Source organism: Nocardioides sp. R-C-SC26 (assembly GCF_021246465.1).
In the GTDB taxonomy this organism is placed as follows: domain Bacteria; phylum Actinomycetota; class Actinomycetes; order Propionibacteriales; family Nocardioidaceae; genus Nocardioides.
The window spans coordinates 229,871-247,225 of sequence record NZ_JAHRHK010000002.1; the positions used below are offsets into that span (position 1 = coordinate 229,871).

Consider the following 17,355-nt stretch of genomic DNA (forward strand, 5'->3'; position numbering starts at 1 on the left):
CACCCTGGCCGCCTGGCGGCGTATGCTGCGCTTGGATCGTTCACAAAGGAGCCCGGCCGTGGCCGTTCCCGCCCGCAGCACCCGTCCGGCCCCGCGGCACGTCGCGGCGCCGACGCTCGCCGACGTCGCCGAACGCGCGGGGGTCTCCCGGCAGACGGTGTCGAATGCCGTCAACAACCCCGATCTGCTCCGCCCCGAGACGTTGATGCGCGTGCAGGAGGCGATCGAGACCCTCGGCTACGTGCCCAACCGCGCCGCGCGCAATCTGCGCACCCGTGCCTCGAACCTGATCGGGTTGAGGCTCAGCCCGATCTGGGAGGGCACCGCCAGCACCGCGATGGACCGGTTCGTCCACTCGTTGGTATGGGCCTCGCGCGAGGCCGGCTACCACCTGCTGCTCTTCTCCGACGACGCTCCGTTCACGCGCGATCCCGGCCCGATGGCGGGCTACGACGACCTCCTGCGTTCCACCGCTGTCGACGCCTTCGTCGTCACCGACACCTTCTTGGGCAACCCCCAGGCGGCCTGGCTGCGCGAGCGGCGCGCTCCGTTCGTGGCGTTCGGACGTCCGTGGGACGACGACGCCGCACGCCATCCGTGGGTCGACGTCGACGGTGCGGCGGGTACCAGTGCGGCGACCGAGCACCTGATCGAGCGCGGGCACACCCGGATCGCGTGGATCGGCTGGCGCAAGGACTCCCACCTCGGCGAGGACCGTCGATCCGGATGGACACGTGCCATGCACGGTCACCACCTGTCCACCTCCGGACTGGCCTCGCGGGTCGAGGACACCGTGGCCAGCGGTCGCGAGGCCAGTGCGGTGATGTTGGACGACGCCGCACCCACCGCGTTCGTCTGCGCCTCCGACACCCTGGCGATGGGGGTGCTGCACACGCTGGCCGAGCGAGGACTCCATGCCGGGCAGGACGTGGCCGTCGTCGGCTTCGACGACTCCCAGGTCGCCCAGGTCGTGCACCCCGGACTGACCTCGGTACGTCAGCCCCTGGAGGAGGTCGCCCTCGCGCTGGTGAGGGCGTTGGAGGACCTGCTCGCGACCCCGTCGGTCGTCGCGCCCGCGCAGCTCCTGGCGCCGTCGCTGGTGGTGCGGCCCTCCAGCGGCTGAGGCCGGCGCCGCGGCAGGGAGACGCGGGCGTCAGTAGGTCCGCGTCCAGAGGTTGACGGCATAGTCGACGGCGAGGCCGTCGTGGTGGGCGAGGATCCAGTCGGCGGTCGCCGGAGGGAACTCGATCCTGACGACGGCCTCGAGGTCGGTGCGCGAGTCGAACCGCCAGCCCATGTCGACGCTGCGGCGCTGCCAACCTCGGGTGGAGAAGAACCGCTCGATCGTCGCGGGGGAGGGCAGATGAGGGAATCCCCTGCGGAACCAGGCGCCGAAGGTCGAGCGTGAGGCGTCGTTGTCGATGATCATCGCCGTGCCGCCACGTCGGACGACCCGGTCGAGTTCCGTCAGGCCCGGTTCGCACCCCGGGCCGAAGAAGTAGGCCCAGCGGGCGTGCACGACGTCGACGGAGGAATCGGGCAGGGGAAGGCGTTGCGCAGCGCCGGGCAGCAGGCGCACGTGGGGGTGGGCGCGGGTACGTCGCGCCGCGATCGTCAGCAGGTCCGGGTGGGGCTCGACGCCGATCACCTCGGCCGCGTCCGCGGCGAAGAGGGGGAGATGGAAGCCGGTACCGCAGCCGAGGTCGAGCAGCGTGCGTCCCGACCAGTCCGCGGCGTCCCGCATGGCCTGCCACAACACGCCGTCAGGGTCGACGGCGCGGTTCTCCACCTCGTAGGTCTCGGGGTGCCGCCAGATGTTGGCGCTCTCGATGGCGCCACGCACCGGGCGTGAGCGCGTCACCGATCGGCAGGTCGAGCCGATGACGATCAGATCCGGACGAGTCCGCCGGCGCACTCGAACTGGGCGGCCAGGATGCCGGGCGTGCCGTGCGGGGCGACCCACTCGACCTTGACGTCCTCCAGCGGCGCCTCGACGGTCTCGCCGAGCCACTCGCTGACGCGGAGCGGGTCGCCGGCGATCTCCAGGCAGGCGAGCGCGGGGGCGTCGTCGGCCGGGTGGGAGTAGGGGCGCAGGCCCGAGTCCACGGTCCACTGGATGAAGAACGGCAGCTGCGGGTCCGCGATCAGGCCGTTGACGCCGATCTGCTTCCAGGTCAGCTCGGTGCCGTCGGGACGGTGCCGGTTGCCCGGAACCGCGGCGCGGCCCAGTCGCTCCTCCACCGGCGTGATGTCGGAGACCGCCACGACCCAGCCCAGCCAGCCGCCACCGAGGGCCGAACGCGCCTTGACCGCCTGGCCGAACGGCGCCTTGTCCGAGGCCGGGTGGTCGAGGGCCTCGACGATCTCGAGGTAGGTGTGGTCGGCCAGTGCGAGCGTGACGTTGCGGGTGCCGAAGCGCGGGTGGATGCCGCCGTCGGTGAAGCTGGCGCCGAGCAGGGCGCCGATGCGCTCCGCGGTGGCGTTGAGACCATCAGGTCCGGCGGCGTACGACAGATGGTCGAGATGCATGCGGACCATTCTCAGCGCTCACTCAGGCGGAGCGGACGTCGGGGTCGAGGTGTCTTGACGTCGAGAGGTCGCGGTGTGTGCGGATGGCTCACCTGCGGTGAGTGGGTACCTCGCCGGGTGTCGGCGCGCGCGCTCCGGCTTCGTGCCTCAGCCGGAGCGCTTGCTCGACCTTCGCCCACGCGGTGACCGCTCGTCCCTCGCGGTCACCGCGGGCTCGCCGGATGGAGGGCGAGCAGGGAACGGGACCGCACGTGCGCTTCGCAGTGTCGCACCAACTCGTCGTAGGCGGTCTGCCCCATGAGCGCCACGAGCTCGGGCGCGTGGGTGATGAAGACCGGCTCGGCGGCGACGTGGGCGTCGGTGTTGCCCGAGCAGTACCAGTCAAGATCGTGTCCGCCGGGTCCCCAACCGCGCCGGTCGTACTCGGTGATGGTGACCTCGGTGTAGGTCGAGCCGTCCTGTCGTTCGACCTCGCGGAACAGACGCCGGATCGGGAGCTGCCAGCAGACGTCCGGCTTCGTCTCGACATGCTCACGACCCTGGCGGATCGCCAGGCTGTGCAGGGCGCAGCCGGCGCCGGCCACGGAACCCTCACGATTGGCGAACACGCATGCCTGCTGCCCGTCGACGACGTGCACCCGGGTCTTGCGCTCACCGTCCTCGTCCTTCTCCACCCAGTCATCCGTCCTGACTGTGCGTCCCGGGTGGAACTGCCAGGTGGTCTCGTCGAGTTGGGCCACGAAGCCGGCGACGCGCTGCTCGTCCGCCTCGTCGGCGAAGTGCGCGCCCAGCGTGCAGCACCCGACGTCGGGCGCGTCGGCGTAGATGCCCTGACACCCCGAGCCGAAGATGCAGGTGAAGCTGCTGGTGAGCCAGGTCAGGTCGCACCGCATCATCTCGGAGTCGTCGGCGGGATTCACGAACTCCACGAAGGCACGCGGGAACACCAGATCGACCTCGGCCACGGGGATCAGGCTACGGGCCGGCCCGGCGTGGACCCGACAGGCTCGTCCACCAGGGGCGGCGGGCCTCGGGCACCTCGACGATCGTGGGGTGCCGACGTCGGGCACCTCCACTGGTGGCGGCAGGCGAGGAGTAGCGTTGCCGTATGCGTCTGGGAGTGCTGGACATCGGTTCCAACACCGGCCATCTACTGGTCGTCGACGCCCACGACGGTGCGGCGCCGCTGCCGGCCTACTCGTACAAGCAGCCGCTCCGGCTCGCCGAGCATCTCGACGAGGACGGCGCCGTCAGTGCGACCGGCATCGATGCGTTGACGCGCTTCACGGCCGAGGCACTCGTGGTCGCCGAGGAGAAGGGGTGCGAGGAGTTGCTCTCCTTCGCCACGTCCGCGGTGCGCGACGCCGTGAACTCCGACGCCGTGCTGGCCCACGTCCGCGAGCGCACGGGAGTCGACATCGCGGTGCTCTCGGGCGAGGACGAGGCACGTCTGACGTTCCTCGCCGTACGCCGGTGGTTCGGCTGGTCGGCCGGCCGCCTCGCCGTCTTCGACATCGGCGGCGGCTCGCTGGAGATCGCGGCCGGCGGCGACGAGCGTCCCGACGTCGCATGGTCGCTTCCGCTGGGAGCCGCCCGCCTGGCTCGTGCCCATTTCGACGGCGCTCAGGACGAGTCGGGTCTGCGCGCCATCCGCAAGCAGATCCGCACCGAGATCGCCCGCGACGCCGGCAACCTGCTGCGCGCCGGCACGCCGCACCGGGCCGCCGCGACGTCGAAGACGTTCCGCTCGCTGGCTCGCATCTGCGGTGCCGCACCGTCCGGTGAGGGAGCGCTGGTTCCGCGCGCGCTGCCGCTCGCCGAGCTCCGTGCCTGGATCCCCAAGCTGGTCGCGATGAGCGGTGAGGAGCTGGCAGAGCTACCGGGCGTCTCGCCGAGTCGCACCCATCAGATCGTGCCGGGCGCGCTCGTGGCCGAGGCGTGCATGGACATCTTCGACCTGACCGCGCTCGAGGTCTGCCCGTGGGCCTTGCGCGAGGGAGTCATCCTCGAGCGGATCGACCGCTTCAGCGTGGCCTCGGTCGACGCCGACCACCCGGCCGTCGCGGCGCAGCCGACGCAGTGACCCGCATCGGGCTGTCCACGTCCTCGGTCTATCCCGAGTCGACCGCCCACGCCTTCGGCTACGCGGCGGAGGTGGGATACGACGCCGTCGAGGTGATGGTCGGCATCGACGCGCTGAGCCAGCAGACCACCGCGGTGCGTCAGCTCAGCGAGCACCACGGAGTGCCGGTGTGCGCGGTGCACGCCCCCTGTCTGCTCTTCACCCAACGGGTCTGGGGCACCGAGCCCTGGGGCAAGCTGCAGCGCTCGGCCGAGATGGCCCATGCGCTCGATGCCGAGGTCGTGGTGGTGCACCCGCCGTTCCGGTGGCAGAAGGAGTACGCGCGCGACTTCGTCGACGGCATCGCGGCCCTGGAGAACTCCACCGGCATCCGGTTCGCGGTGGAGAACATGTATCCCTGGCGGGCCACGAAGCGGCGCGGAGCGGAGATGTACCTGCCGGGTTGGGACCCGTCCGACGAGCCGTACGCCAACACCACCATCGACCTCTCCCACGCCGCGATCGCCCACGACGACGTCGTCGAGATGGCCGACCGGCTCGGCGACCGGCTGCGCCACGTGCACCTGACCGACGGCACCGGCTCGGCCAAGGACGAGCACCTGGTACCCGGCCGTGGGCACATGCGGGCCGCAGAGTTCCTCCGGCACATCGCGACGACCGGTTTCGAGGGCGACATCGTGCTCGAGATCAACACCCGTCGCTGCGCTACCCGGGAGGAGCGCGAACTCGACCTGCGCGAGTCGCTCGAGTTCGCCCGCACGCACTTCCGCGCCGCTGGCGAGCCGTCGACGGGGAATCCGGCGCCGAGCGAGGCGGGCGAGCAGGCCCCGTAGGGGTGCGGCCAGATCACCTAGTGGTGCGTCCGAGAAGTTCTGAACGGTTCGCGTGCTCCCGGTGCGTGCAGCGCAAGGCGCCGGCGCGCAGCCATACCGGGTTGTCTTGCAAGCGTCGGCAACGCCGCGGGGTGCGTGCCGGGGGTGCGCGAAGCGCATCAGAACTTCGTGGACGTGCCACTAGCCTGGGCACCATGGCTCTGTTGCGTCAACCGATCCTCCTGCTCGCCCGCAGCGGCGGCGTGAAGCGGTTGATGACCTCGCTGCCGCTCACCTCGGGAGTGGTGTCCGGGTACGTGCCGGGGGAGACGACACAGGCCGCCGTCGAGGCGGCCGCCGGTCTCGTGGGCGAGGGACTCGCGGTGACCCTCGACTTCCTCGGCGAGGACACCGTGGACGAGGAGCAGGCCGGCCGCACCGTGCAGGCCTACTTCGACCTGCTCGCAGCGCTCGCGGCCGCCGGACTCGCCCGGAGGACCGAGGTCTCGGTGAAGCTCTCGGCGATCGGTCAGGCGCTGCCCGACGTCGGAGACCGGGTCGCTCTCGAGAACGCGCGCGCGATCTGTCGCGCCGCCCGCAACACGGGTACCACCGTGACCCTCGACATGGAGGACCACACCACCACGGACCGCACGCTGTCGACGCTGCGTGCGCTGCGGATGGACTTCCCCGAGACCGGCGCGGTGCTGCAGTCCTACCTGCGTCGCACCGAGGCCGACTGCCGCGCGCTGGCCTACGAGGGATCTCGCGTCAGGCTGTGCAAGGGCGCCTACAACGAACCGGACGACGTCGCGTACGGCGATCAGGCCGACGTCGACAAGTCCTACGTACGGTGCCTGAAGATCCTGCTCGGCAGTGAGGCGTATCCGATGATCGCCACCCACGATCCGCGGATGATCGCGATCGGGTCGTCCTTGGCCAGCCGCTACGGCCGCCCCCGTGGCACGTACGAGTTCCAGATGCTCTACGGCGTACGCCCGGCCGAGCAACGTCGACTCGCAGCGGCCGGAGAGGCGGTGCGGGTCTATGTGCCCTACGGCCAGGAGTGGTACGGATACCTGATGCGCCGTCTCGCCGAGCGGCCCCAGAACCTGGCATTCTTCGTGCGCTCGCTGATCTCCAAGAGGTAGGACCTGAACGTGGACACCGCAACGGCACGCCCCGGCAGCACCGCCATCATCGGCGCCGGCGTGATGGGCGAGACGCTGCTCTCCGGGCTGGTCCGCGCCGGACGACGGGTCGACCAGCTGCTGGTCGGAGAGAAGCGCGCCGAGCGTGCTCGCGAGTTGGAGGAGCGCTACGGGGTCGCGGTCGTCTCCAACGTCGAGGCCGCCGCGGCTGCCGCGACCGTGGCCCTGGTGGTCAAGCCCCAGGACATGGTCGAGGTGCTGCGTGAGATCGCACCGTCGTTGCGTGCGGGGCAGCTGCTGGTGTCGCTGGCCGCCGGCATCACGACTGCCACCATCGAGGAGCACGTGCCCGACGGCGTCGCGGTCGTTCGCGTCATGCCGAACACGCCGGCGCTGGTCGACGAGGGCATGTCCGGCATCTCGCCCGGAACCCACTGCACCGAGTCGCATCTCGCCGAGGTCGAGTCGTTGCTCAGCTCGGTGGGACGCGTCGTGCGGGTGCCCGAGCGACAGCAGGACGCCGTCACGGCGATCTCCGGGTCCGGCCCTGCCTACATCTTCTTCGTCGTCGAGTCGATGATCGAGGCGGGCGTCCACCTGGGTCTGCCGCGCGCCACGGCGTCGGAGCTGGTGATCCAGACCCTGGTCGGCTCGGCCAAGATGCTCCGCGAGACCGGGACCCACCCCACCGTGCTGCGCGAGCAGGTGACCTCGCCCGGCGGCACGACGGCGTCGGCGCTGCGGGAACTCGAGGTGCACAAGGTGCGCGCTGCGTTCCTGGCGGCGATGGAGGCCGCTCGCAACCGCTCGCGCGAGCTCGCCGAGGGCTCCTGACCCCACGCCCGGCCTCCGCCGAGGGCTGACGGACGTCGCCGCGAGCCCTACGCTGCCGTCGTGAGCACGACACCGGGGCCTGGTGGCGAGGGCGATCACGAGCATGGATCGACCTGGGAGCAGTACCAGCCCGACGCCGGCCCGCAGCCGGTCACGGTTCGGCCGGACCGGCCGCATCCGGAGGAGCTCGCGCCAGGGTCGCCGCGCCGCGCGGGTCCGGGACGCCCGGCCGCCGCAGCCGGGGTGATCATCGCCGTCGCGGCGACGACCTTCGGGTTCGCCGTCGGCTTCCTCGACGACGACGCAGGCGACCGCGTCGACGTCCCGGGCTTCAGCGGGCTCGGCGACGCGTTCCAGGTCGACGACGAGCCGGAGTCGCCGCAGGTGTTGAGCCCGGCAGGATTCCGTGCGCTGCTGGCCGGCCTGCGCGAGGAGGGCTACGGCACGACCGTCTTCGACGCCACGCTCTACCCCGACTATGCGGTGGTCGTGGTGCCCGAGGACGAGCGCACACTGCGCTCACGGTCGCTGTACTGGAACGGCGAGCTCAGCGACGACGACAATCTCGGCACGTCGCACGTCGGTCGGGTCGACCTGGACGACGTCGACCCGGCGGTGCTCGCACGCCTGAGCCGGCGTGCCCGCACGTTGGTGGAGGACCCGACCAGCGTCTACGTCGTCGTCCGCGGCCCGTCGACGGCATTCGTCGACGACGACCCGTCGCGGATCTGGGCCTATGCCAGCAACGAGTACCGCGAGGGCGGCTACCTCGCGGCCGACATCGAAGGCCGGGTCGTCCGCCGCACCACGTGGTGACCGATGGCGGGCGCCTGCCGGCCGGTGGGGATCAGGCCAGCGCGAAGCAGTAGCGGCTGGTGGGGACGAGTTCGATGTCGCGGTCCGCGCCGAACCGCCCAACGCTGGTCATCAGGCGCGTCATCCGGTCGCCGAGCTCGGTGTCGTCGCCGCCGCTGCCGTAGAACGCGTGCACATCGGTGAGGGCAGCCATCGGGAAGTGTTCCTCGACGATCGCCGCGATCGGTGGTGCCTGCGGCGTCACCGATCGCACCACACGGTTCTGCACGTAGCCGAAGGTGCCCTGCGTGGCGATCGCCACCGGTGTGTGGTCGACCTGCCAGCGGTGCCGCCACTCAGCCTCCTCGAGCTCCTCGGGACGTCGCAGCAGCGCCACGTTGGCGAGCGCGTCCAGACGCACGCCGTCCGGTGTGGTGGGGGGCACGATCGGCTCACGCTCCTCGACCTCCCAGCCGGGGCAGAGATCGACGTCGAGCGCGAGTGTGTCGGCGACCGACCGAACGAGACCGGCCTGGTCGTTCGGCGCCACGTCGCCGTCGATCCACAGGCTCACGAGTGCGTCGACGGCCGGGTCGAGGAACGGGATCCGCAGTGCCCCGTCGACGTCGCCGTCGACGAGGTTGACCTGCAGTCGGGTGACACCGGCATCGGCCAGCGGTCGGTGGTTCTCGGCGGTGAGGAGCGCCGAGGCATCGCCGCGCACCGCGATCATGAGCTTCGCCATGACGCAACCGTAGAGGGAGTGGGCCCCCAGGCTCGGGAGCGGTCGACTCGACGGGTGCGCCCGGGTCAGCCGATCACGCCGGCGGCGCGGGCGGCGCCGGCGTAGGCCCGGGCCAGCGACTCGACCGTCTCGTGGGCGTTGAGGCCGCTCGGGTTCGGGACGACCCACAGTTCGCTGTCTCCGGCATCGGGCAGGGCATCGGGCTGCCGCCCCATCGTCGCCTTCCGACGCCCGAAGGCGGTCCGATAGGCGGTGATGCCCGCGATCGCCACCACCCGAGGGCGCCTGCGCCGCACGAGGTCGGCGAGTTCGGCGCCGCCCGCGCGAAGCTCGTCGTCGGAGAGCTCGGCGGCGCGCGCGGTGGCTCGCCGCACCACGTTGGTGATCCCGATCCCGCGTCGTCGCAACGACGCACGGTCGTGGTCGGTCATGCCGGCGGCCGGATCGATCGGCTCGGTGATGATGCCGGCGCGCAGGAGTGCGGGGTAGAAGCGGTTGCCCGGGTGCGCGAAGTGGGTGCTGGTCGCCGCCGTCCACAGGCCGGGGTTGATCCCTACGAAGAGCAGGCGCAGCGGCTCACCCTCCACACCGTCACGCGGGAGGAGGTCGGGTACCTCCGCGTCGCGGAAGGACTCGAGCTCGGCTCGGGTGAAGCTGCGCTTGGCACTCACCCGCGCGATCGTAGGCCGCGCGGGCGAGCGCCTATGCCCCGCCTCGGTGTGGGTCCGGCCTCAGGCTCCGGCCATCACTCCGACGGTCTGCGGGGAGAAGCCGGGGAACACCGCGGCGCGACTCGCACCCATCCGACTCGTCACGATCTCGGAGAGCACGCTGCGGTAGTCGGTGGTGACCTGCAGGTCGGCGTCGAGGGAGTTGGTCAGCCCCGGCCACTTCGCGTAGTACTTGCCGCCCTTGACTCCCGCGCCGGCGACGAGCATCACGTTGCCCCAGCCGTGGTCGAGCCCGCGGCTCCCGTTCTCCTGCACCCGGCGGCCGAACTCGCTGATCGTCACCAAGGTGACCTTGTCGGCGACGCCCTCCAGGTCGGCGAAGAACGCCGCGATCGCGCCGGCGAGGTCGGTGGCGTTGCGCGCCATCCATCCTGCCGAGACCGTGCCGAGGTCGCTGTGCATGTCCCAGTCGCCGGAGTCGACCGTGACGGCCGTGACGCCGACGTCGGCGCGCAGGGTGCGGGCGACGTCGGCCAAGGCGCGGCCGAGGTCGCTGTCGGGGTAGGTGCTGCTGCGGTTCGGCAGGGCCTGGGCGGTCTTGAGGTCCGTGCTCGCTGAGATGGCGGAGCGAACGCCGGCGCCGTAGGCCGTGGGCGAGTTGCCCCACATCAGGGCCATCGAGTTCAGGCGCTTGTTGCTGCTGTCGTTGCCGGTGATCCCGACCTCGGCCAGCGACATCATGCTGAGGCTGCTCTCCGCGCCCTGCAGTGACGTCGGAATCATCGCGCCCATCGCCAGGCCCTGCACGGCGGAGGTCTCGGTGTCCTGGCCGAGCAGCCGGTTGAGCCACCCGATCCGCTCGGCCGAGCCCGGGTCGGCGTCCTCGAGCTGCTCCATCGCCGAGAAGTGCGAGCGGTTCGGCGCGGGAAGGCCGGTGGCGTGGACGGCGGCCAGCTTGCCGGCGTTCCACAACGGCATCAGGGGCGCCATCGCGGGGTGCATCCCGAAGTAGGCGTCGGCCCCCAGCAGCGAGCCGCGCGGGACAGCGATCGTCGGCCGCGCCGCGGCGTACGCCGGGTCGCCATGGGGCACCACGAGCGAGAGCCCGTCGGCGGCGCCACGCAGGGAGAGCACGACGACGACGGAACGGGCCGGCGCCGCGGCGAACGCGCCACCGGTCGACATCGTGACGACCGAGCTGCCGATCGTGGTGACGGCGCCCACGAGTGCGGCGCTGCGGAGCAGGCCACGCCGGCTGACGGAGAGGAACTCCGAGCAGGAGCAGTCGGCCCCGCCCGGAGCGATCGTGGCGGCGGTGGAGTTCAGAGTCATGGTCGTCGCCTCGCGTCAGCGGTGGAGGTGGTCGGGGTGGTCGAGGAACATCGCCAGCAGCGGAGGCATCGCGGCGTTGGCCGCCGAGGAGTTCCGCGTCAGCGTGGAGGTCGGGGTGAGGCCTGTGGCCAGGCAGGCGGCCTGCAGCAGCGCGGTGGTCGATGCGCGACCGTGGAGGCGGCGGGCGAGATGGTCGACCAGATCGCGGAAGGTCATCGTGGCCGCGGGCATCCAGGAGGCGGGTGTCGGATGGGTCACCCGCAACGTCGGCCAGCTGCGCGTCGCAACGAGCCAGTGCAGCTTCATCGAGGCCATGGTGCGGCCGGGAGAGGCCCACGCGCCGGACACCTGGGGAACGCCGTTCGGCGCCGGCCACGCCTGGGGCCCCAGCCCCATCAGGTTGGCGGCACCGTTGAGCTCGTTGGCGCCCGACTTGTCATCGACCGCGGCGGGGCGTTGGAAGCCGACTCCCAGCGTGCGCAGGGTGGCCACGAGATCCTGGTTGGTGTCGCGCAGCTTGGCTCCCACCGCGCCCTTGAACTCGTTGCTCGCGATCATCGCGCGGAGCACCGGGACGGTGGCGGTGTCGTTGGCGAGGTAGACCCGCGCCAACTCGTCGACGAGCGCCTGGGACGGCGTATCGCTGACGAACGTCGTCGCGAGCTTGCGTGCCACCCGCTGAGCGGTGGCGGGATGGCGGGCCAGGTAGTCCAGGAACGCGGCCGTGGCGGCGATGCCCTCACCGGCCCGGTTGGCGTGGGTGAAGCCGAGGATCTTGACCGACCCGACATGGTGCTGGGCCTGGTCGAGGTAGGCGTCGTAGGGCGAGGAGGTGCGCACCGTCCAGCCCGTGAGGAGCCGGGCCGCGTTCTTGACGTCGTCCTCGGTGAAGTTGCCGACGCCCACGGTGTGCAGCTCCAGGAGCTCCCGTGCCAGGTTCTCGTTCGGGTGGGTCTTGGTCGAGGTCGCGTTGTCGAGGTAGATGAGCATCGCCGGGTGGCCGATGGCGGCCGGCAGCAGGGTGCGGAAGGAGGAGAAGGCGTTCGCCCGCATCAGGTCGCCGTAGGGCCGGCGCACCCGCAGGTAGAAACTCCGGTCGACCGGCACGTGGAAGTGGTTCTCCCAGAACTCCGTCATCACCTCGCGCACCTGGAGGCGGGTGCCCCCGCGGCGCAGGAGCAGGCGGCGGGAGTAGTCCCACATGACCTTGAAGTCGTAGCGCAGCCGCAGCTGGTTGCGCAGGTGGATCTCGCCCGCGGACAGGTGCAGGTCGGGCCACCAGTCGGCCAGGCTCTCGTCCTCGGTGCTCCCGGCATCGGCGATCTGCGCCTCGAACCAGGGCAGCGCCCCGCCGGCGGCGTTCACGGCGGCGATGAGCTCGGGCGTGGTCCCGTAGGAGAAGCGGCTGACCAGGTGCCGGTCGCCGGCCGCGAGGACCGTCGTCGCCGGGTAGGACCCAGCGGTGTAATCCGTCTTCTTCACCACGGGCACGGGCGCGGCCTTGACCGGAGCCCGGCTCGGCTTGCCCTTGCCGCGCTTCCTGCCCTTGGTCGCCTTCGCCTGACGGGCACGACGACGCTCGGTCCTGGACACGGTGTCTTCTCTCCCCATACAGCGATCATCGGCGTCCGTCGCGGCGTTGTCAGGAGGCCGGGGGCAAGTGTGACCGTTCGGCTGGCCGGGACTAGTTCTTCTGGCGACGAGCCGGCGTCGAGATGCTGATTCCGAGGCCGTTCGCGACCCGACGCTGGAATCCGTCGGACGGCGAGTTCACGACGGCGAGCTTCGCGGACGGCGTGCGCGCGACCAGCGTGGAGGACCCGCCGCCGTCCAGGTTGAGTGCCTCGTCGGCACCGAGCTCGATCATCAGGTTGGCCAGCTCGACCATCGTGTAGCCCCGGCTGAAGCTCTGGCGGCCGTCGACGACCAGGAACAGCATCTGGTGGGTGTCGAGGTCGATGCCGACCGCGGTGCGCGGGTGCATCTCGCGGTCGTCGACGACCTGGATCACGCCGTCGAGCACCAGGAACTTGTTGCCGGTGATCGCCACCTTGGGCGCTCCCTGCACCCGGGTGCGCAGCGTCAGCTTGGTGCCGACCGGGATCGACACGAGCTGACGGGCACCGGCGCCGCGCCCCACGAGCATCCAACCGCGGATCGGCTTGCCCTGAGGCAGCTTGTTGGTGTTGCGCACCACGCGGCCGCGCTCGATGGCGAGCATCCGCACCTGCTTCTGCTGGCCGTCGACGATCCGCGTGCCCGAGGTCGTGCCCCAGTGACGGGTGTAGGCCGCGACCGAACCCAACGGCACGACGGCGGGATTGACGCCCGCGACCCGGAGAGCGGGACGCTGCGGCACGGTGGCGCTCAGGGTGAGCGGGCCGATGTCGGGGACGCCGCGTGCGTTGACCCAGAACGCCGAGTTCCATCCGCTGACGCGGCCGTTGAGCAGCCCGCGCGTGCGGTCGCGTCCGATGCCCAGGGGGGCGCTGGTGTCGCCGATGTCGAAGAAGTCGCCGTTGACGCCGGCGATCGCCCCCGCCTGCGCCACCATGGAGGAGACCTGGGCGGTGCGTGCGACGGCGCCGGCGTTGAGGTAGTCCAGCCGCAGCCCGGCCTGCTTCCAGTCGACGGCGAGCAGGTGCATCCGTACCGGTCCACGTGCGCTGTAGGTGTCCCAGCTCGTGACCGTCGCGCCGGGCGCGACCTGCCAGTGCGCACGCAGGGAGGTGTCGTTGCCGGTGCGTGCCGCTGCGGGGACCGGACGAGCGATCGGGCCGGCGACGCCGTCGCTGGTCTGGGGCACGTCGGTGCCGAGCACGTAGCCGGCACGTGGGGTCGGTTCCGCGGTTCGAGGTGCCGCACCCGTCGATGTCGCCGCTGTCGGCACCGCGGCCAGGATCAGCGCGGCGACACTCAGCGGAACGGCCCGAGAGGTGAGCGAGGGGAAGGATCGCACCCGCGCAAGGGTACGTCGATCACTTCTGCCCGGTGGGATCTTGCGCGACCGTGTTCCGCGGGTGCCGCCGCCCGTCGTCCATGATGTGCGGCGTGGGGAACGCGTTCGTCGAGGCCGACAACCTGGAGGTCCTGGCCGCGCTCGACGCTGCCAGCGTCGACCTGATCTACATCGATCCGCCCTACAACACCGGCAACGACTTCGTCTATGCCGACGACGTGCGGGGCACCGAGACCGGCATCGCCGGCCGCCACGGCGCCTGGGTGGCGATGATGCGGCCGCGTCTGGCGGCCGCGCGGGAGGTGCTCGCGCCGTCCGGGGCGATCTTCGTCAGCATCGACGACCACGAGGTCGCTCACCTGCGCCTCCTCCTCGACGAGGTCTTCGGCGAGGCGCAGTTCCTCGCGCAGGTGATCGTCAACCTCAACCCCAAGGGCCGCCAGCTCGGACCCGGGTTCGCCACCAGCCACGAGTACCTGCTGGTCTACGCGCGCGATGCGCGGTCGTGCGGCCTGGAACCGTCGACGACCGACACCGTCGATCCCGGCGACTTCCCCGAGACGACGCCGGACGGACGCCGCTTCCGGCATCTCCCGCTGCGCAACACCAACAAGAAGTTCAACCCGCGCACCTCGCCCACCCTGCATTTCGCGATCTGGGGATCGCCCGAGTCGGGCGACGTGCGCACGCACCCGTTCGACGGCGCTGTCGAGGTGCTGCCGGTGTTCGGTGACGGCGCGCCCGCGGTGTGGCGCTGGAGTCGCCCGCGTATCGAGGAGCGCCCTGATGACCTGGTGTGTCGTCGGGTACGTGGCCGCCGCGGCGATCGGGTCGACGTCTTCCAGCGTGACTGGTGGCATGCCGGACGGCGCAAGAAGCTCCGCACGATCTGGATGGCCGAGGAGATCGGCTCCACCGACACCGCGGTCGCCGAGCTCAAGGACCTGATCGGCCCGCTGTTCGAGTCGCCCAAGCCGACGGGGCTGATCCGGCGGGTGCTCGCCACCATGCCGGACAACGCGCGCGTGCTCGACTTCTTCGCGGGCAGCGGGACGACGGGGCACGCTGTCGCCCTCGCGAACGCCGCGGACGGCGGGACGCGCCGGTGTCTCTCGGTGAACTCGGCCGAGCCGACCCGCCCGGGCTCCAACGCGCACGAGGCCGGCTACGCCACCGTCGCAGCCATCACCCGGGAGCGGCTGGCCGCGGTCGAGCGTCGTCAGGGGGGTGAGCTGGTTCAGTTGGCGCCCACCACGGCAGCTGCCTGGCTCGCCGGCCGCTGACTGCCCCGGCTCGTGCCGGATCAGGCGACCCCGGCGGCCTTCTCCAGCGCCGCCACCTCGGCGTCGAGATGGCCGATCAGACGCTGGAGGTGGGGCACCGTGCGGCGACATCCGGTCAGCCCGAACGCCATCTGCCCGTCGTAGGAGGTGCAGGTGATGTTCAGCGCCATGCCGTTGATCGGGATCGAGAGCGGGTAGTTGCCGACCAGCTTCGCGCCGTTCCAGTATTGGGTGGTGCGCGGTCCGGGCACGTTGCTGATGATGAGGTTGTACGGCGGCCGGACGATGCCCTGCATGCGCAACAGCGGAGTGAGGATCGCCGGCGCCTGACCGATCGCGCTCATCGCCAGGATCTGCAACTGCGTCATCGACGAGAGCGCCTCCTTGCCGTCCTTCATCGAGCGGTGGATGGCGCGCAGGCGATCGCTGGGATCCGACTTGTCGGTGGCGAGCTGGACCATCACCGACCCCACCGCGTTGCCCCCGTCGGCCGAGGCGACCTGCGACTGCTTGGCGTTCAAGCCCACCGGCACCATCGCCACCAGCGGCGTGTCGGGAAGGGCGTCGAGCTCGAGCAGATACGAGCGGATGGCGCCGGCGCACATCGCGAGCACGACGTCGTTGATCGTGGTGCCCGTCGCCTTGCCGATCGCACGGAGCCGCTCGGTCGGCCAGTTCTGGGCGGCGAAGCGCCGCGAACCGGTGATCTGCTGGTTGAACAGCGTGCGCGGGGCGTAGAGGGAGAGCGCGGAGGTCTCGTTGCGTAGGCCCTTCTTCAGAGTGGTCACGAGCGCCCCGGGCATGCCAGCGGCTTCCGCGGTGATGCCGAGGGCGGCGCGGAGTGCGCTGACGGGGACGTCGGTGAGCGACCTGCTGTCGTCGGCCTGCTGGCGATCGGCGGCAGCGGGGCGGGGCCGGGGCCTGGCGCCCCAGGGCGCCGGCATCTCGCGCTTCTCCGGATCGCCCGACAGCACACTGGCGAGCAGCCGCATCGCCGCGACGCCGTCGATCAGCCCGTGGTGCATCTTGCTGTACAGGGCGACTCGACCGTCGTTGAGTCCCTCGATGATGTGGGCTTCCCACAGTGGGCGTTCCCAGTCGAGCCGGGTGCTGTGCAGTCGGCCGCAGAGCTCGAGCAGCTCGCGCACCCGACCGGGGCTGGGCAGCGCGCTGTGCCGGACGTGATGCTCGATGTCGAACTGGTCGTCGGGTTGCCACACCAGCTGGCCGCCGGTGCGGATCGACCGGTGCGGATGCCGCAGGAACAACGGTGCGATCCCGCTGCTGTCGGCGACGTCCTGCATCTGCTCGAACATGTGGCGCGCGTAGTCGCGCGGGGCGTCCTCGGGCTTCTCGAAGAGCTGGAGAGCGCCGACGTGCATCGGCATGCTGCGGTTCTCCGCGAGCAGGAACGCGGCGGAGGTCGGATCGACGGGAACGGCCACGAGGTGCCCCTTTGCTGGGTGGCTGGGTGGCGGTGATCATCGTCTCGGCACGCACGCACCGCAACACCGCACCGATTCGGCGGACAGATCACGGGATCGACCGGTGGTCCACAGGGGGTTCGCCGCCCACTGTCGGACGGCGGCGCGGGTTCCTAGCGTCGGTCGCTCGCACCGGCGTCTGCCGGTGCGCTCACGCCGGCCCGCCGGCCCTGCCCTCTCGGAGTTCTGATGACACTCGACCTCGCCCACCTGCCCGCACCCCGTCACGGCGCACGGTTGAGGGCGCGCCACCTGCTCGCCGCGCTCGCCGTCCTGGCCGCACTCGTGGTCACGGTCGTCGCCGGCATCGGAGCCGCCGACGCCACCGACCGGGCGCCACGCGCCGGCACGCCGTCCGAGCGGCCGATCATCGTCGAGGTGACCGGTGACGCGGCCAACGGCTTCGGTGTCCACTATGCCGACGGGTCGGAGATCTTCCCCCCGACGGACTCGGAGTCGATCGCCGAGTGCTCGGAGTACGACCGCCGTCTCGACCGGGTGCGCTGCCGGGTCGAGGTACGCATCTGGTACCGCGACCTCGGCGATCTCCAACGCTCGCTGGCCTACGTCCGCGCCGGCGGCTGAGCGGTCCCGGCCTCAGCCGTCAGGCTGTGAGCGAGTCGCGCAGCTCGGTGACGACGGAGTCGACGACGGCGACCAGGTCGCCGTCGGTCGCC

The 17,355-nt window shown here is 71.2% G+C and carries 18 protein-coding genes (1 of these 18 running past the window's edge); 8 read left to right on the forward strand and 10 right to left on the reverse strand.

Annotation, left to right across the window (positions count from 1 at the left end; translation table 11 throughout):
- The first annotated feature begins 58 nt into the window (after positions 1 to 58).
- On the forward strand, positions 59 to 1,123 hold the full coding sequence (locus KSO97_RS02815) for a LacI family DNA-binding transcriptional regulator (protein ID WP_232676367.1): 1,065 nt from the start codon (positions 59 to 61) through the stop codon (positions 1,121 to 1,123).
- Positions 1,124 to 1,153: 30 nt separating this feature from the next.
- Here KSO97_RS02815 and KSO97_RS02820 read toward each other — a convergent pair whose 3' ends face one another.
- From KSO97_RS02820 to KSO97_RS02830, 3 genes are all read right to left on the reverse strand, one after another.
- Positions 1,154 to 1,861 carry a class I SAM-dependent methyltransferase gene (locus KSO97_RS02820; protein ID WP_232676368.1) on the reverse strand — a complete coding sequence of 236 codons (708 nt, stop codon included), beginning with the start codon at positions 1,859 to 1,861 and terminating at the stop codon, positions 1,154 to 1,156.
- A 26-nt stretch (positions 1,862 to 1,887) separates the two neighbouring features.
- Complete coding sequence (locus KSO97_RS02825) at positions 1,888 to 2,529, reverse strand: VOC family protein (protein WP_232676369.1); 642 nt, start codon at positions 2,527 to 2,529, stop codon at positions 1,888 to 1,890.
- A gap of 203 nt (positions 2,530 to 2,732) precedes the next feature.
- On the reverse strand, positions 2,733 to 3,494 hold the full coding sequence (locus tag KSO97_RS02830; protein ID WP_232676370.1) for a hypothetical protein: 762 nt from the start codon (positions 3,492 to 3,494) through the stop codon (positions 2,733 to 2,735).
- A 143-nt stretch (positions 3,495 to 3,637) separates the two neighbouring features.
- On the opposite strand from KSO97_RS02830, the gene KSO97_RS02835 reads away from it, so the two are divergent.
- The 5 genes from KSO97_RS02835 (at position 3,638) to KSO97_RS02855 (ending at position 8,225) form a co-directional block, all read left to right on the forward strand.
- Positions 3,638 to 4,612 (forward strand): Ppx/GppA phosphatase family protein, encoded by a 975-nt coding sequence (locus KSO97_RS02835; protein ID WP_232676371.1) that lies wholly within the window; start codon positions 3,638 to 3,640, stop codon positions 4,610 to 4,612.
- Positions 4,609 to 5,445 carry a sugar phosphate isomerase/epimerase gene (locus tag KSO97_RS02840; RefSeq protein ID WP_232676372.1) on the forward strand — a complete coding sequence of 279 codons (837 nt, stop codon included), beginning with the start codon at positions 4,609 to 4,611 and terminating at the stop codon, positions 5,443 to 5,445. The genes KSO97_RS02835 and KSO97_RS02840 overlap by 4 nt, the downstream gene beginning before the upstream one ends.
- A 194-nt stretch (positions 5,446 to 5,639) precedes the next feature.
- The gene (locus KSO97_RS02845) at positions 5,640 to 6,575 is read left to right on the forward strand and encodes a proline dehydrogenase family protein (protein ID WP_232676374.1); all 936 of its coding nucleotides are present in this window, start codon (positions 5,640 to 5,642) and stop codon (positions 6,573 to 6,575) included.
- Between the two features lie 9 nt (positions 6,576 to 6,584).
- Positions 6,585 to 7,409: a pyrroline-5-carboxylate reductase gene (gene proC / locus KSO97_RS02850; RefSeq protein WP_308188249.1), complete on the forward strand. Its 825-nt coding sequence runs from the start codon at positions 6,585 to 6,587 to the stop codon at positions 7,407 to 7,409.
- A gap of 60 nt (positions 7,410 to 7,469) precedes the next feature.
- Positions 7,470 to 8,225, forward strand: a complete 756-nt coding sequence (locus KSO97_RS02855; RefSeq protein WP_232676375.1) for a hypothetical protein — start codon at positions 7,470 to 7,472, stop codon at positions 8,223 to 8,225.
- A 31-nt stretch (positions 8,226 to 8,256) separates the two neighbouring features.
- Here the strand turns inward: KSO97_RS02855 and KSO97_RS02860 are convergent, their stop codons facing one another.
- The 5 genes from KSO97_RS02860 to KSO97_RS18150 all read right to left on the reverse strand — a co-directional run bounded on the left by KSO97_RS02860 (position 8,257) and on the right by KSO97_RS18150 (position 13,911).
- Positions 8,257 to 8,949 (reverse strand): EthD domain-containing protein, encoded by a 693-nt coding sequence (locus KSO97_RS02860; RefSeq protein ID WP_232676376.1) that lies wholly within the window; start codon positions 8,947 to 8,949, stop codon positions 8,257 to 8,259.
- 65 nt (positions 8,950 to 9,014) lie between these two features.
- Positions 9,015 to 9,620: a mismatch-specific DNA-glycosylase gene (locus tag KSO97_RS02865; protein ID WP_232676377.1), complete on the reverse strand. Its 606-nt coding sequence runs from the start codon at positions 9,618 to 9,620 to the stop codon at positions 9,015 to 9,017.
- 60 nt (positions 9,621 to 9,680) lie between these two features.
- On the reverse strand, positions 9,681 to 10,952 hold the full coding sequence (locus tag KSO97_RS02870) for a DUF1501 domain-containing protein (protein WP_232676378.1): 1,272 nt from the start codon (positions 10,950 to 10,952) through the stop codon (positions 9,681 to 9,683).
- A gap of 15 nt (positions 10,953 to 10,967) precedes the next feature.
- The gene (locus KSO97_RS02875) at positions 10,968 to 12,545 is read right to left on the reverse strand and encodes a DUF1800 domain-containing protein (protein ID WP_232676379.1); all 1,578 of its coding nucleotides are present in this window, start codon (positions 12,543 to 12,545) and stop codon (positions 10,968 to 10,970) included.
- A 91-nt stretch (positions 12,546 to 12,636) separates the two neighbouring features.
- Complete coding sequence (locus tag KSO97_RS18150) at positions 12,637 to 13,911, reverse strand: phosphodiester glycosidase family protein (RefSeq protein WP_232676380.1); 1,275 nt, start codon at positions 13,909 to 13,911, stop codon at positions 12,637 to 12,639.
- Between the two features lie 92 nt (positions 13,912 to 14,003).
- On the opposite strand from KSO97_RS18150, the gene KSO97_RS02885 reads away from it, so the two are divergent.
- Positions 14,004 to 15,194, forward strand: a complete 1,191-nt coding sequence (locus KSO97_RS02885) for a site-specific DNA-methyltransferase (RefSeq protein ID WP_232676381.1) — start codon at positions 14,004 to 14,006, stop codon at positions 15,192 to 15,194.
- 20 nt (positions 15,195 to 15,214) lie between these two features.
- Here the strand turns inward: KSO97_RS02885 and KSO97_RS02890 are convergent, their stop codons facing one another.
- A complete protein-coding gene (locus tag KSO97_RS02890; RefSeq protein ID WP_232676382.1) occupies positions 15,215 to 16,639 on the reverse strand; it encodes a wax ester/triacylglycerol synthase family O-acyltransferase in 1,425 nt (474 codons plus the stop codon).
- 228 nt (positions 16,640 to 16,867) lie between these two features.
- Between KSO97_RS02890 and KSO97_RS02895 the strand changes: the two genes are divergently transcribed.
- Entirely contained in the window at positions 16,868 to 17,263 is a 396-nt protein-coding gene (locus KSO97_RS02895; RefSeq protein WP_232676383.1) for a hypothetical protein, read from the forward strand.
- Here the strand turns inward: KSO97_RS02895 and KSO97_RS02900 are convergent.
- Positions 17,242 to 17,355, reverse strand: the end of a protein-coding gene (locus tag KSO97_RS02900; RefSeq protein WP_232676384.1) for a glutamate--cysteine ligase. 1,125 nt of this gene lie beyond the right edge of the window; only the last 114 of its 1,239 coding nucleotides appear in the window; its start codon lies off the right edge, out of view; its stop codon occupies positions 17,242 to 17,244. The genes KSO97_RS02895 and KSO97_RS02900 overlap by 22 nt on opposite strands.